Annotated in this window: 13 protein-coding genes; 2 read left to right on the top strand and 11 right to left on the bottom strand. The window is 73.3% G+C overall.

The genetic code is table 11. The annotated features are described in order from the left end of the window. Positions 1–15 precede the first annotated feature (15 nt). Positions 16–1,179 carry a sensor histidine kinase gene (locus tag IE272_RS16420; protein WP_190007162.1) on the bottom strand — a complete coding sequence of 388 codons (1,164 nt, stop codon included), beginning with the start codon at positions 1,177–1,179 and terminating at the stop codon, positions 16–18. 168 nt (positions 1,180–1,347) lie between these two features. Here IE272_RS16420 and IE272_RS16415 point away from each other — a divergent pair, with 168 nt between their 5' ends. Further along, positions 1,348–2,319 carry a carboxymuconolactone decarboxylase family protein gene (locus IE272_RS16415; RefSeq protein ID WP_190007161.1) on the top strand — a complete coding sequence of 324 codons (972 nt, stop codon included), beginning with the start codon at positions 1,348–1,350 and terminating at the stop codon, positions 2,317–2,319. Positions 2,320–2,329: 10 nt separating this feature from the next. Here the strand turns inward: IE272_RS16415 and IE272_RS16410 are convergent, their stop codons facing one another. Together IE272_RS16410 and IE272_RS16405 are read right to left on the bottom strand one after the other, a co-directional pair. Then, a complete protein-coding gene (locus IE272_RS16410; RefSeq protein WP_050357398.1) occupies positions 2,330–3,808 on the bottom strand; it encodes an amidase in 1,479 nt (492 codons plus the stop codon). A gap of 148 nt (positions 3,809–3,956) precedes the next feature. Then, positions 3,957–4,343, bottom strand: coding sequence for a hypothetical protein (locus tag IE272_RS16405; protein WP_050357397.1), 387 nt, complete (start codon positions 4,341–4,343; stop codon positions 3,957–3,959). A gap of 217 nt (positions 4,344–4,560) precedes the next feature. On the opposite strand from IE272_RS16405, the gene IE272_RS16400 reads away from it, so the two are divergent. Further along, on the top strand, positions 4,561–5,322 hold the full coding sequence (locus IE272_RS16400) for a hypothetical protein (protein WP_190007160.1): 762 nt from the start codon (positions 4,561–4,563) through the stop codon (positions 5,320–5,322). Between the two features lie 64 nt (positions 5,323–5,386). Here IE272_RS16400 and IE272_RS16395 read toward each other — a convergent pair whose 3' ends face one another. The 8 genes from IE272_RS16395 to IE272_RS16360 all read right to left on the bottom strand — a co-directional run bounded on the left by IE272_RS16395 (position 5,387) and on the right by IE272_RS16360 (position 14,279). Next, positions 5,387–6,946, bottom strand: coding sequence for an NCS1 family nucleobase:cation symporter-1 (locus tag IE272_RS16395; RefSeq protein ID WP_056697892.1), 1,560 nt, complete (start codon positions 6,944–6,946; stop codon positions 5,387–5,389). A 122-nt stretch (positions 6,947–7,068) separates the two neighbouring features. Continuing rightward, positions 7,069–8,070: a TIGR03842 family LLM class F420-dependent oxidoreductase gene (locus IE272_RS16390; RefSeq protein WP_050357393.1), complete on the bottom strand. Its 1,002-nt coding sequence runs from the start codon at positions 8,068–8,070 to the stop codon at positions 7,069–7,071. A 12-nt stretch (positions 8,071–8,082) separates the two neighbouring features. Next, a complete protein-coding gene (gene hydA, locus IE272_RS16385) occupies positions 8,083–9,483 on the bottom strand; it encodes a dihydropyrimidinase (protein ID WP_073743376.1) in 1,401 nt (466 codons plus the stop codon). Positions 9,484–9,583: 100 nt separating this feature from the next. Beyond that, a complete protein-coding gene (locus IE272_RS16380; protein WP_050357391.1) occupies positions 9,584–10,867 on the bottom strand; it encodes an aspartate aminotransferase family protein in 1,284 nt (427 codons plus the stop codon). After that, positions 10,864–11,706: a nitrilase-related carbon-nitrogen hydrolase gene (locus IE272_RS16375; protein WP_050357389.1), complete on the bottom strand. Its 843-nt coding sequence runs from the start codon at positions 11,704–11,706 to the stop codon at positions 10,864–10,866. The genes IE272_RS16380 and IE272_RS16375 overlap by 4 nt, the downstream gene beginning before the upstream one ends. Positions 11,707–11,913: 207 nt before the next feature. Beyond that, complete coding sequence (locus tag IE272_RS16370; protein WP_190007159.1) at positions 11,914–13,413, bottom strand: hypothetical protein; 1,500 nt, start codon at positions 13,411–13,413, stop codon at positions 11,914–11,916. Positions 13,414–13,570: 157 nt separating this feature from the next. Further along, positions 13,571–13,951, bottom strand: a complete 381-nt coding sequence (locus IE272_RS16365; protein WP_190007158.1) for a PPOX class F420-dependent oxidoreductase — start codon at positions 13,949–13,951, stop codon at positions 13,571–13,573. Positions 13,952–14,009: 58 nt separating this feature from the next. Further along, on the bottom strand, positions 14,010–14,279 hold the full coding sequence (locus IE272_RS16360; protein WP_050357385.1) for a helix-turn-helix domain-containing protein: 270 nt from the start codon (positions 14,277–14,279) through the stop codon (positions 14,010–14,012). Between the last annotated feature and the right edge of the window lie 39 nt (positions 14,280–14,318).

Here is a 14,318-nt window from a genome sequence, read left to right as displayed (position 1 = left end):
GGGGGCCGCGCGCGCTCACCGGGCGCTCGCGGCGCCGGGCAGCGGAAGGGCGAGCGGCAGTTCCGCGTGGACGGCGAATCCGCCGTCCGGGCGAGGGGCAGCGACCAGGGTGCCGCCGAGGGCCGCGACGCGTTCGCGCATGCCGGTGAGTCCGGTGCCCGGGGTGATGGAGGAGCCGGGCGCGCACGGGCCCTCGTCGAGGACCGCGACGGTGAGGATCCGCTCCGTGTAGCCGATCCGCACGGCGGTCCTCGCCCGCCCCGCGTGCCGGGCGACGTTGGTCAGGGCTTCCTGGACGATGCGGTACGCGGTGCGGTCGACGTCCTCGGGCAGGGTGCGCGCGTCGCCGTCGGTTCGGACGGACAGCGCGATCCCCGCGGCGCGGGCGCGTTCGGTCAGCTCCCCGATCCGCGCCAGGCCGGCGCCCGGGGACAAGGGCTCCTCCGGGCCGTCCGTGCGCAGGACCTCCAGCGTGGCGCGCAGTTCGCGCATGGCTTCGCCGCCCGCCTCCTGGATCGCGAGCAGGGCGGGGTCGACGGCGGCCCCGCGCTTGTGGGCGAGATGGACGGCGACGCCCGCCTGGAGCTTCACGATCGAGATGGAGTGGGTGAGCGAGTCGTGCAACTCACGGGCGATGCGCAGGCGTTCCTCTCCGGCCCGGCGCAATGCCGTTTCCTCCCTGGTGCGTTCGGCGTCCAGTGCACGCTGCTCCGTCTGGTGCAGATAGGCCTGCCAGTTCTTGTCGATCAGTCCGGTGACTCCGGCGCAGAGGAACCAGCCGAGCAGGAGCAGCGCCCGCTCGACGGTCTCCCCCGCGCCGGGCCCGGAGGCGAACAGGGCCCCGGTGTATCCGGCGAGGAAGGCCGCCCCGGCCCCGATGCCGTACGCCCGGTGTCCGCTGCGGGCGGCCGCGTGGACGGCGACGACGACCGGGAAGGCCGCCCAACTGCCGGGCTGGGCAAGGACGACGTACCCGAAGAGGCACAGGGTCGTCACCGCGAGGACCGCCCGAGGGGCGCGGCGGTGTCCGGCGAGGGCGAGCGAACCGGTCACGAGGAGCAGCAGGTCGAGGGCGCCGGGCGAGGAGGCCGCCCAGGCCGCCGCGGCGACCGCCGCGGTGATGGCGGCGGCGAGCGCCCCGTCCAGCAGATACGCCCGTCGTGCGCTGTCCCCCTGCATGTGCGGCAGCCTAGCGCCGGCGCGGCGGGGGCCGCGTCATCCTCGGAGAGGGGTCCGGGGCTACTCCCCGGGGAGTAGCCGGGCGCCCGCGCGGTCGGCCCGGATCAGCACGGACTGCCTTCCCCCGTACGACGCCCCGGGGCGCACGCGAGCGCCAGTATCCGGGGCATGACCTCACCTTTCCGCTTCACCTCACCCGAACCCGCCGACGAGACGACGGGAACGGCCGCCGCCGTCCACGCGCAGGTGACCCGGGACTTCGGCATCGAGGGCGCCCTGCCCTTCGTCGCGCTGTCCGCCGCCCCCGATCTGATGGCCGGGGCCTGGGCCCTGATGCGGGAGTCCCTGCTGTCGGGCCACGCCTCCCGTACGGAGAAGGAGTTGGTGACGTACGGGGTGTCACTGGCCAACCGCTGCCCGTTCTGCGTGGGCGCGCACACTCTGCTGCTGCACGCGGGCGGCGACCGGGAGCTGGCCGGTTCGCTGGCCCGGGGCGAGCGGCCGGCGGACCCGGAGCACGATCGGCTGCTGGCCTGGGGACAGGACGTGCGGGGCCGGTGGCCCTTCGCCGCCGACGACGCGCCGGAGTTCGTGGGCTCCGCGATGGCGTTCCACTTCATCAACCGGATCGTCTCCGCCCTGATCGACGAGGAGGCGGTGTCCGGCGGCGCGGACCCGGCCGAGCTGCTGGACACCGAGGCGGGGCACGCCCTGGTCCGCGCGGTGCGTGCCCGGCCGGAGCCGGGGCTGAGCCTTCCGCTGCTGGGGACCGGGGGCCCGCAGCCGTCCTGGGCCGCGGGCTCCCCGGTGGGCGCGGCCTTCGGCGCCCTGCGTGCTGCGGCCCACGCGGGCGCCGGGCTGCTGGACGAGCCGGACGCCGCCTTCGTACGGGAATCGGTGGCGGCCTGGGACGGTTTCACGCCGCTGCCCCTGACGGGTGACGGGCTGCCGGACCGGGCGGAGCGGCCGGGCGCCCGGCTGGCGCTGCTCGCGGCGCGGGCCCCGTACCGGATCACGGCCGAGGACGTGAAGGCCTGGCGGGTGGAGCCGTACACCGATCACCGTCTGGTCCATCTGGTGGCGTTCGGCGCGATGCTGGCCGTGGAGCGGGTGGAGGCGGGGCTGACCGCCCAGGGGTGAGGCTCGGCCGTCAGGCCGGCGGCCGGTGCTCGTACCAGCGCAGGTCGTCCTCCAGTTGGGCGGCGAGCGCGATCAGCCGCTCCTCGCTCCGGGAGGGGCCGAGGAGTTGGGCGCCGACGGGGAGCCCGGACCGGGTGAAGCCGGCCGGGACGTTCACCCCGGGCCAGCCGAGGACGTTCCACGGCCAGGCGTAGGGGCAGGCGGCCGCCATCGTGAGGTCGGTGCGCCAGGCGCTCAGGCGGTCGAAGGCGCCGATCCGGGGCGGCGGCGCGGCCGTGGTGGGGGTGAGCAGCACGTCGAAGCCGGAGGCGTCGAAGAGGGCGCCGATCCTGCGGTGCTGGCGCACCTCACGGGCGCGGGCAGCCCGCACCACCCGCCCGCCCAGCCGCGTCCCGTTTCGCAGGGCACTGCGGGTGCGCGGGTCGAGCAGGGCCGGTTCGGGGTGGCGGGCGGCGAATTCGGCGATGCCCACGGTGGCGCGGGGCACGAAGGCGAGGCCGATCAGCCCGTACCGGGGGCGGGCCTCCTCGACGTGGTGGCCGAGCCGGGCGAGGGTCTCGGCGAGCGCGGTGACGGCCCGGCGCACCTCCGGGTCCGGTCCGGCGCCGGTGAGCGTGAGCGGGGGACGCCAGGCGAGGGCGATGCGCAGCCGGCCCGGGTCGCGGCGGGCGGCGTCGGCGGCGCGCACGGCGGGCGGGCGGTGGAAGTCCTCGGGGTGCGCTCCGGCGACGGCGTCCAGGAGCAGTGCCGCGTCGGCGACCGTACGGGCGAGGGGGCCGTTCACGGTGAGCCCCTGGAAGGCGTCGCTGTGCGGGTGGACCGAGATGCGCCCGCGCTGCGGTTTGATGCCGACGAGGTGTGTCCACGCGGCGGGGATGCGTACGGATCCGGCGCCGTCGGAGCCGAGGGCGGCGGGGACGAGCCCGGCGGCGACGGCCGCCGCCGATCCGCCGGAGGAGCCGCCCGGGGTGTGCGCGGTGTTCCAGGGGTTGCGGGTGGCCCCGAAGGCGGGGCCTTCGGTGAAGGGCCACTGTCCCAGTTCGCAGGAGTTGGTCTTGCCGACGACGACGGCTCCGGCGGCGCGCAGCCGGCGGACCGCCTCGCTGTCGGAGGCGGCCGGGGGCAGCGCGCCGTCGCAGCCGAAGTGGGTGGGCAGGCCCGCCACATCGGTGTCGTCCTTGACCGCGACCGGCACGCCGAGGAGCGGCAGCCGCTCCCCCGCCGCGAGCCGCCGGTCGGCCTCGGCGGCCTCGGCGAGGGCCGCTTCGGTCCGCAGGTGGCGGAAAGCGTTGAGGGTGGGCTGGGTGGCCTCGATGCGGGCGAGGGCGTCGGCCACGAGTGCGGTGGAGGTGGTGGTGGCGTCGGCGAGCCGGCGGGCGCTCTCCGCGAGTCCGGGCACCGGCGGGGGAACGGGGGCGGCGGGGCGGGGGGCCCGATCGGGATCCCGTACGGCCGGGCCGGTCTGCTCGGTGGGCTCCGCTGAGGACATGGGCGTGCCGCCTCCCTCGTGGTGCGGGCCGACCGGTCGTCCCGGCTGCGCCCACACGTACTTACTGGAGGGTAACGAGAGGAGGCGGCACGCTCAACCGTTCCGGCCGGAACGGTTGTCCGGCCCGGCCCGAACGCAAGGCCCTAGATCACGGGCGGACGTGGATCTCGCCGATGCCGGTGCCGAGGCCCGCGCAGTGGGCGGTGGACTGGCCGGACTCGCCGGGCCTGAGGGTGACGTGGTTGCCGTCGACGTCCGGGGACCAGCCGCAGACGAGGTGGACCCAGAAGGTCTGCGTCTGGCTGCCGTTGTTCTTGCAGAGTGCGAAGCCCGTGTAGTCGTCGATGGCGTGCTTGCCGGTGTCGCAGGAGAGGCCGGGCGGAATCGCGCCCGGGGCGGCGGTCGCGGTGGGCGCGGCGACCGTGATCGCCAGTGCGGCCGTCGTCGACGCGGCGGCGAGCGCCAGCAGGGCGGACCGGGAGCGCTTCCCCTTGGCCGTGCTGCCCTTGCTCCTCGTCCCCGTGAACAGGTTCATGGTTCTCCTCCGTGGTGCGTGCGGATGTCCTGGTGGTGCGGGTCGCGTGATCCCGAGCGGGATCACCGCAGCTTTGCCCACGCTCCGTGGCCGAAAACACCGCCGCGCTTCACTCTCCGTGCACGCGCCGGGCGGCGCCCCCGCTCCCGGCGTACGCTCGAATGTGCCGGTCACCAGGGATCGCCGGGCCTGACCGGGGCTTTTCCGAGGAGGCGACGTGAGCGGACACCGATGGGCCGCGCGGGCGGCCGCGGCTGCGGCGGCCGTCGCTCTCACCGTGACGGGTGGCACCCTCGCGCAGGCTGACGACGACATCGAATCGCTGAGCGCCGAGGAGATCGCCGAACGCTCGCGCGACGCCCTGCTCGATGTGGACTCCCTGCATCTGAGCGCGCGCGGGAGCCTCGACGGGAGCGGCCCGCAGATGCGCCTCGACCTCACGCTGGACCGCGAGGGGAACTGCACGGGCGGGGTCGACATGGGCGACGAAGGCTCGGTGGAGATCGTGAAGCGCGGCGACGACGTCTGGCTGAAGCCGGATGCCGCCTTCTGGAAGGAGCACGTGCCGATCGGCGGCTCCACCTTCGACGCGATCCTCGACGGCCGCTACATGAAGGCCTCGGCGGACGACCCCCGGCTGCTCAGTGTCACCGAGGTCTGCGACCTCGACACCTTCCGCGAGCTGATCACGGACAACGCCGGCACCGCCGACCGGGGCACGCTGACCAAGGGCGAGAAGACCGAGGTGAACGGCGCGCCCGCCGTTCCGGTGACCCGCGCCGAGAGCGGCGAACGCCTGACGGCCTATGTGGCCGCCGAGGGCACGCCGTACCCGGTGCGGATCACCGTGCGGAACGCCGGCGAGGAGGGGACCGTGGACTTCTCCGGCTTCGACCGGCCGGTGCCCAGCGCCACTCCCCCGGCGGACGAGACGGTGGACGTCACAGCCCTTCTGGGCCGCAGCATCTCTCCCGTGTAGAGCGCGCCCGGCGGGCGCCCCGGGCGTGCCGGGGCGCCCGCCCCGGACGAACCGGGCCGCTCTCTCAGCCCGTCGCCGGACTCTCCCGGCGGGTCAGCGCCACGTACAGCAGCAGCGAGGAGGCCAGCCCGACCGCCCAGCCGTAGTCGGCCAGCGGCTTCAGGAACGGGATCAGTCCGTCGGCCGGGAAGGGCCCCTTCCCGGGAGCCGAGTGCGAACCGCCCACCGCGAGGACGCCGCCGACCGCGAACGCCACTACCGCCCGCCAGTTCCAGCCACCCCGGTACCAGTACCGGCCGCCGGGCCGGTACAGGTCGGCCAGGTCGAGGACGGTGCGGCGGACGATCCAGTAGTCGGCGATCAGGATGCCCGCGACGGTGCCGAGCAGCCCGCCGACCAGGCCCAGCCAGGTGAAGATGTACAGCTCGGGCGTCTCCGTGAGCTTCCACGGCATGATTACGACCCCGAGCACGCCCGTGATCAGCGCCCCGGTCCGGAAGCTGATGAACTTCGGCGCGAGGTTCGCCAGGTCGTACGCCGGTGAGACCACGTTCGCCGCGATGTTCACCGAGATCGTCGCGATCAGCACGGTGACCAGGCCGAAGACCAGCCCGAAGACGTTGTCGGTACGGGCCACGAGCTGGACCGGGTCCCAGATGGCCACCCCGTACACCGCCTGCGATCCGGAGGTGACGAAGACCGAGAGCAGGGCGAAGAACGTCATGGTGGTCGGCAGCCCGAGCGACTGCCCCCGGATCTGGGCGCGTTGGCCCGCGCCGAAGCGGGTGAAGTCGGGGATGTTGAGGGAGAGCGTCGACCAGAAGGCGATCATGCCCATCAACGAGGGGAAGAAGACCGGCCAGAAGTCTGCGCCCCAGCCGAGCGCGGACGGCTGGTCCAGGAGCGGGCCGAAGCCGCCGGCCTTGACCGCGACCCAGACGAGCAGGACAACGGCGCCGACCAGGACGAAGGGCGCCGCCCAGTTCTCGAAGCGGCGCAGGGTGTCCATCCCCCGGTAGATGATGGCCAGTTCGAGGGCCCAGAAGAGGACGAAGCAGAGCCAGAGCGTCCAGGGCTGCCCGCCGATCTCCCCGGCGCCGGCCCAGCCGCCGAAGAGCTTGCCGAGCAGCGTGAAGATGCCGACGCCACCGATCCAGGTCTGGATGCCGAACCAGGCGCAGGCGACGGCGGCCCGGATCAGGGCGGGCAGGTTGGCGCCGCGCAGCCCGAAGGAGGCGCGGGCCAGGACCGGGAAGGGAATGCCGTACTTGGGCCCGGCGTGCCCGGTGAGCAGCATCGGGGCCAGCACGATCACATTGGCGAGCGCGATGGTGAACACGGCCTGTTTCCAGTCCATGCCGAGCGCCACCAGCCCGGAGGCGAGCAGCCAGGACGGGATGTTGTGGGCCATGCCGATCCACAGGGCCGCGAAGTTGTACGTCGTCCAGGTGCGCCGTTCGACCGGGACGGGCAGCAGGTCGTCGTTGGCGAAGCGGGGATCGTCGGGGACGTATCCGTGGGCGAGTTCGACCCGGCCCGAGGCGGCCGGACCGGATATCGCGTCGCTCGGGGAGGACGGGGACGACGGTGGGGTGGGTGGGGTGGGTGGGACGGTGGCGGTCATGGCGGACGGGCCCTTCGCTCGGGAGCGGTGCCGTGCGGGGCGGTGCGGGCGGTACGCGTGCGGACAGCGAGGGGAAGGCCGGACGGGGAGGCCGTCAGGAAGTCAGGCAGGCCGTCAGGCGGTCAGGCGGTCAGGGCCGGGATGATCTCGGCCCCGTAGGCGTCGATGGTCGCCTCCCGGGCGTCGTGCATGTTGTACAGCGCGAACTGGTCGACGCCCATGTCCCGCAGCGCCTGGAGCTTCTCGATGTGCGCCTCGGCGGGACCGAGCAGACAGAACCGGTCGACGATCTCGTCCGGGACGAAGGCGGTGTCCGGGTTGCCGGTGCGCCCGTGGTGGCTGTAGTCGTACCCGGAGCGTCCGGCGATGTACGCGGTGAGCGCCTCGGGAACCAGGCCGGAGTGCTCGCCGTAGCGGGCGACCAGGTCCGCCACGTGGTTGCCGACCATCCCGCCGAACCAGCGGCACTGCTCCCGGGCGTGGTCGAGGTCGTCGCCGACGTAGGCGGGGGCGGCGACGCAGATGGTGACGGAGTCCGGGTCCCGTCCGGCGTCGGAGGCCGCGTCCCGTACCGCCTTGATCATCCACTCGGTGAGGAAGGGGTCGGCGAGCTGGAGGATGAAGCCGTCGGCCTTCTGCCCGGCGAGGGCCAGGGCCTTGGGCCCGTACGCCGCCATCCACACCGGCAGCCGCCCGTCCTTCACCCACGGGATCTGCAACGGCTGTCCGTCGACCGTCGCCTCCCGGCCCTCGGCGAGGTCCCGGATGACGTCGATGGCCTCGCCGAGGCGGGCCAGGGTGTTGGGCCTGCGGCCCGCGACGCGCATCGCGGAGTCGCCGCGCCCGATGCCGCAGACGGTGCGGTTGCCGTACATGTCGTTGAGGGTGGCGAAGGTGGAGGCGGTGACCTCCCAGGTGCGGGTGCCCGGGTTGGTGACCATCGGGCCCACGGTCAGCTTCTCCGTGTGCTCCAGGATGCGGCTGTAGATGACGAACGGCTCCTGCCAGAGCACCGCCGAATCGAAGGTCCAGCCGTAGCGGAAGCCGTTGCGTTCGGCACGCCGCATCAGGCCGACGACGGCGGAGGCGGGCGGGTCCGTCTGGAGGACGAGTCCGAAGTCCATGGGCGGGATCTCCTAGTCCAGGTACTGACAGGTGGCGCGGGGGGTGTACATGCCGTGCCCGGCGCGGCCGGTGAACTTCCGTCCTTCGATGACGAGTTCACCGCGCGAGAGCACGGTCTCGACCTGGCCGGTGATGCGTTTGCCCTCGTACGCCGAGTAGTCGACGTTCATGTGGTGGGTCTCGGCGGAGAGGGTCTGCTCGGCGGCCGGGTCGTAGATGACGATGTCGGCGTCGGCGCCCGGGGCGATGGTGCCCTTCTTCGGGTAGAGGCCGAACATCCGGGCCGGGGAGGCGCAGGCGATCTCGATCCAGCGGCGGCGGGTGATGTGCCCGTCCACGACGGCCTGGTGCAGCAGGTCCATGCGGTGCTCGACGCCCGGCATACCGTTGGGGATCTTGGAGAAGTCGCCTCGGCCCATCTCCTTCTGACCCGAGAAGCAGAAGGGGCAGTGGTCGGTGGAGACGACCTGGAGTTCGTTGTTCCGCAGGCCCCGCCACAGGGCTTCCTGGTGCTCCTTGGGGCGCAGCGGGGTGGAACAGACGTACTTGGCGCCCTCGAAGTCGGGCTCGGCGAGGTTGTCGGTGGACAGGAACAGGTACTGCGGGCAGGTCTCGCCGAAGACGGGGAGGCCCTTGTGGCGGGCGGCGGCGATCTCCGCCACGGCCTCGTCGGCGGAGACGTGGACGACGTAGAGGGGTGACCCGGCGACCCGGGCGAGCTGCACGGCGCGGTGGGTGGCCTCGGCCTCCAGGGCGACCTTGCGGACGTCCCCGTGGTAGCGGGGGTCGGTACGGCCCTCGGCGAGCGCCTGCTCGACCAGGACGTCGATGGCGATGCCGTTCTCCGCGTGCATCATGATCAGTCCGCCGTTGCCGGCGGCCCGTTGCATGGCGCGCAGGATCTGGCCGTCGTCGCTGTAGAAGACGCCGGGGTAGGCCATGAACAGCTTGAAGGAGGTGACCCCTTCGGAGACGAGGTGGTCCATCTCCTTGAGCGAGGAGGGGTTCACGTCGGCGAGGATCATGTGGAAGGCGTAGTCGATGGCGCAGTTGCCGTCGGCCTTGGCGTACCAGGCGTCGAGCCCTTCGCGCAGGGAGCGGCCCACGCTCTGGATCGCGAAGTCGACGATGGTGGTGGTGCCGCCCCAGGCGGCGGCCCTGGTGCCGGTCTCGAAGGTGTCGGCGGCGTACGTCCCGCCGAACGGCATCTCCATGTGGGTGTGCCCGTCGACGCCGCCCGGGATGACGTACTTGCCCGTCGCGTCGATCCGCCGGTCGGCGCTCCAGCTCTCGGCGGCGTCGGTTCCGTGGGCGGCGAGGGCGGCGATCCGGCCACCCTCGACGAGCACGTCGGCGTGGATCTCGTCGGACGCGGTGATGACCAGACCACCGTGGATGACGGTGCGGCTCATGGGTGTCTCCTTAACTCGGGGCGTCCCCGCCGGCCCTCCGGGCGTGCGGCGGGGGCCGCCCCGCGCGGTTCGTATACGTACGTGCCCCGCCGGGCGGGGGTCAGCCCGCCGCGTGCAGGGCGTCCGCGAGGATCGCCGCGCCTTCCTCGGCCTCGGCGACGGTCAGGGTCAGCGGCGGGGCGATCCTGAGGACGCTGGTGTCGTGGCCGCCGCCCTTGCCGAGGAGCAGCCCGCCGGCGCGGGCCGCTTCGAGGACGGCCGCTGCGGCCTCCGGGTCGGCCTCGTCGGTACCGGGCTTCACCAGCTCGATGCCGATCATCAGGCCCCGGCCGCGCACCTCGCGCACGGCGGGCGAAGCGGCGGTGACGCCTCGCAGCCGTTCGATGAGGAGCCCGCCGACGCGCCGCGCGTTGCCCTGGAGGTCGTGCTCCAGGAGGTACGAGAGGTTGGCGAGCGACGCGGCCATGGTGATCGGCGAACCGCCAAAGGTGGAGATGGAGTTGGCGTCGAGGCAGTTCATCACCTCGGCGCGGGCCACCACGCCCCCGACCGACATGCCGTTGCCGATGCCCTTGGCGAAGGTGAGGATGTCCGGCGGCCCGTGCTCGGCGTGCGCCTGCCAGCCCCAGAAGTGGTCGCCGGTACGGCCCCAGCCGGTCTGCACCTCGTCCGAGATCCACAGCACCCCGTGCCGGTCCAGGACCTCCCGGAACGCGGCGAAGAGGCCGTCGGGCGGCGAGGTGAAGCCGCCGACGCCCTGGACGGGTTCGGCGATCAGGGCGGCCGGCCGGCGGGTGTGCCCGAGGAGGTCCTCCAGGTCGGCGACGCAGGCCTGGATGAACCGCTCGTCGCTCAACTCGGCGTACGGGCCCCGGCTGCGGACGCCGCCGTGGACGTACAGGGTCTGGAGCGGGGACAGACTCGTGGGCGACCAGGCCTGGTTGCCGGTGATGGAGACCGTGGAGAAGGACCGGCCGTGGTAGCTGTTGCGCATCGCGAGGATCTGGTTGGAGCGGCGGTACGCGGTCGCGAGCAGCAGCGCGGTGTCGTTGGCCTCGGTGCCGGAGGTGGTGAAGAAGACCCGGGCGTCGGGGATGCCGGAGAGGGTGGCGATCCGCTCGGCCATCTCCACCATGGGGCGGTTGAGGTAGAGGGTGGAGGAGTGGATGATCCGCCCGGCCTGTTCGGCGACCGCCTTGGTCACCTCGGGCAGGGCGTGTGCGGTCATCGTGGTGAGGATGCCGCCGAAGAAGTCCAGGTAGCGGTTGCCGTCCGCGTCCCAGACGTGGCGGCCCTCGCCGTGGGTGAGTTCCAGGGGGTGGCGGTAGTAGAGGGCCAGCCACTCGGGGCTGACGGCGAGGTGGCGCTCGTGCAGTCCGGTCACGGCTCCACCAGCCCGTCGTAGGCGTCGGGCCGTCGGTCCCGGTAGAAGGCCCACTGCTGGCGGACTTCCTCGATCAGGTCGAAGTCCAGGTCACGGACGAGGAGTTCTTCTTCCTTGTCGCTGGCCACGTCCCCGACGAACTGGCCGCGCGGGTCGACGAAGTAGCTGGTGCCGTAGAAGTCGTTGTCGCCGTACTCCTCCTGGCCGACCCGGTTGATCGCGGCGACGAAGTACTCGTTGGCGACGGCGGAGGCCGGCTGCTCCAGCTGCCAGAGGTGGCTGGAGAGTCCGCGCGAGGTGGCCGAGGGGTTGTACACCAACTGGGCACCGCCAAGGCCGAGTTGACGCCAGCCTTCGGGGAAGTGCCGGTCGTAGCAGATGTACACGCCGACCTTGCCGACCGCGGTGTCGAAGACCGGCCAGCCGGCGTTGCCGGGCTTGAAGTAGTACTTCTCCCAGAACCCCTTGACCTGCGGGATGTGGTGCTTGCGGTACTTGCCGAGGTACGAGCCGTCGGCGTCGATCACGGCCGCGGTGTTGTAGTAGAAGCCGGACTGCTCGATCTCGAAGACCGGGACGACGATCACCATGCCGGTCTCGCGGGCCAGGTCCTGCATCCGCTTCACGGTCGGCCCGTCCGGGACCGGCTCGGCCCAGCGGTAGTGCTCGGGCTCCTGTACCTGGCAGAAGTAGGGGGCGTTGAACACCTCCTGGAAGCCGATGATCTTCGCGCCCTGCCGGGCGGCCTCGCGCGCGTGCTCCTCGTGCTTGGCGATCATGGATTCGGTGTCGCCGGTCCAGGTCGCCTGGACGAGTGCGGCGCGTACGACGTGGGACATGAGCTGCTCCTTCGACGCGGCGTCAGAGAGCCTCTACGCGTTTTCTACGCACGTAGATCGGTGCATGGATGGAGAACGTAAGCCCCTCCGTCCGGCGGGGCAAGACCATCGCCGTGAACCGGCGGAGTCGATCATGTTTCGCACCCGACCGGTCCACAACGGACACGGCCCCGATCACCGGTGGTGTTCCGGGCTCCCCCGGGGACCTCAGACGCCGGGCACGCCCGCCACCCGCAACGCGTGCACCAGGTCCCACTCCCGCTCCACCGACACCTCGCGGGCCGCCGCCAGAAGGAGCGGCAACAGCCGGGTCCCGCCGGTCCCGGCCAGCTCGGCGGCCTCCTGCGGAGTGCGTACGCGGACGAAGGCGCCGAGCAGGTCCCGCGCCTCCCGCTCCCGGCCGGCGCGGTCCAGGACGAGCACCGCCTCGGCCACCCCGGCGGCGGGCCGGGCGACGCCCTGGCGCAGCAGGAGCCCGCAGTCCGCCTCGCGCCCGGCGGCGGCCAGCGCGCCCGCCGCGGCGGCGAATCCGGCGGGCGGCAGCGAGGACACCTCCCAGAGCAGGGTCGTCCAGTCGGCGGCGAGCCCGGCTCGGTGCAGGGCGACCGCGAGCACCGGCAGCCGGGGCGCGGGCCAGGCCGCGACCTCGCAGAGCACCACGTGCGCCTCACCGCTGCGACCCTCGGCACGCAGCCGGATCAGCTGGGCGACGGCCCCGGCCACGGCCTGCCCGGCGGCCGGATCCGGCAGGGCGTCCGGCGCACGGTCCCGCCCGGCCGCGTCCCGGCCCTCGCGCCCCTCCTCCCCCGCCCCACCGCCGAAGCGGGCGCCGCGCGGGGCGGGCGGGCCCGAGCGGGAGGGCACGGGCGGACCGGGCAGCGGCGAGGGCGCGTAGCCGGCCTCCTCCTCGTCCACCTCCAGACCGGCGAACCGGGCGCCCCGCGGCTTCCTGCGCCGGGGGGCGGGGGCGGGGGCGTCAGCCGGGGATCCGTCGCCGTTCCCAGCCCCTCCGGGACGCGGATGCCCGGCCGCCGCGTCCGGGGCCTCGGCACGCGACCGGGGGACCCTGACCGACCAGGCAGGCCCGACGGTCGGCCCGGCAGTCCCGGCAGGCACCCCGGCACCCACTGCGGGCAACTCGACGGTCCCGGCGAGCGGCCCGGGAGCGATGACGGTCCCCGCCCCCCGCTCGTCGGAGCCCTCCTCCCGGAACCAGCCCTCGGGGACCGCCACGGCCGCCAGCCGCCCCCGCAGTTCGGCGCAGCGGGCGGTGGCCCGTTCGTGGTCGTCGCGGGCCCAGGCCAGCGCTTCCGGTTCGGCCGGGCCGGTACCGCCGGCCTCCGCGCCGCGCAGGCGTTCCGCCGCCCTGCGCTGCTCGCGGACCATCAACTCCAGCCGGTGGACGAGCTCCTGGCGTCCGCCGGGCCGCCGGTCGTGGGTGGCGGCGGACGCGGAGTAGAGCGCGGCGGCCCGGACCGAGACCTGCTCGGCGAACCGGGCTCCGTGCAGGGCGGCGAGGTCCGCGAGCAGCGACTCCACCACGTCCCAGGGCGGGATCTCCACCCCGTCCAGGCAGGACCGCATACCGACCGGGTCACGCCGGGCGAAGACCCCGTACCAGCCGCGTCCGGGGTCCAGGCGCGCCACCAGATCCCGCAGGTACTGCGCGAACGCCCCTACTTCGTAAGCCTGCTGATGCACCGTCATCGTCGCCCTCGCCGACCGTCGACTGGAGCCTTCCAGTCCGGAGGCATTCGACCGCAGGCGTGTTACGGGACGGCTACGCGCGGCTTTCGGGCACGATGCGGCGGGAGCACGCCGCCCGGCCGCGCACCCCTTCGCGCTCCGGCGACGGCGGCCGGGCTCAGAAGGTGATGGCGATCCCGGTGTGCGGGCGCTTGCCGAGCCGGGCGACCGTCGCGGGCCAGTCGACGAGCCAGAACTTCCAGGTGTACTTGCGCGCCAGCAGCTTGCGCGCCGCGCGGGTGCCGTCCTCGTCGAGGAGCTTCGCCGTGCCCTCCGCGCTGGAGGCCCCTTCGGCGATCCTGCCGCGTACGTCGCAGACGGTGACGGCGACCTTGCCGTTGTTGCGCAGCCGCTTGACCTTCCACGAGTCGGAGCGGGTCCAGACGTACAGCACATCGCCCTCGGCGGCGGCCCAGACGGGCGTGGCGACGGGTGTGCCGTTCTTCCGGTATGTGGTCAGGCTGACGTACTCGCTGCGCGCGAAGTCCTGGAGAGTCACGGCGCGACCCTACGCGCACCGAGGGGCGACCCGCCGGTCAGGGCTCACCCGAAAGGCCCTACGCGATCAGCGGGGCGGCGGCCGGTTCGGGTGCGCAGCGGCCGAGGATCTCGTCCATGGAGAGGCCCAGCGCTCCGGCGAGGGCGGCCACGGTGAAGAAGGCGGGAGTGGGCGCGCGGCCGGTCTCGATCTTCCGGAGGGTCTCCGCGGAGATTCCGGCGCTCGCGGCGACGGCGGCCATGCTGCGCTCTCCGCGCGCCGCACGGAGCAGCATGCCGAGCCGTTCGCCGCGCAGGCGTTCTTCGGGTGTCAGAGGGGTGCGGACCATGGGCCCATCGTACTACGGAATGCCATTTCTATACCGTCA

This window comes from Streptomyces anulatus (genome assembly GCF_014650675.1).
GTDB classification, from domain to species: domain Bacteria; phylum Actinomycetota; class Actinomycetes; order Streptomycetales; family Streptomycetaceae; genus Streptomyces; species Streptomyces anulatus.
The sequence above is the reverse complement of the archived record's forward strand: the minus strand, read 5'-3'. Positions and strand labels throughout refer to the sequence as shown.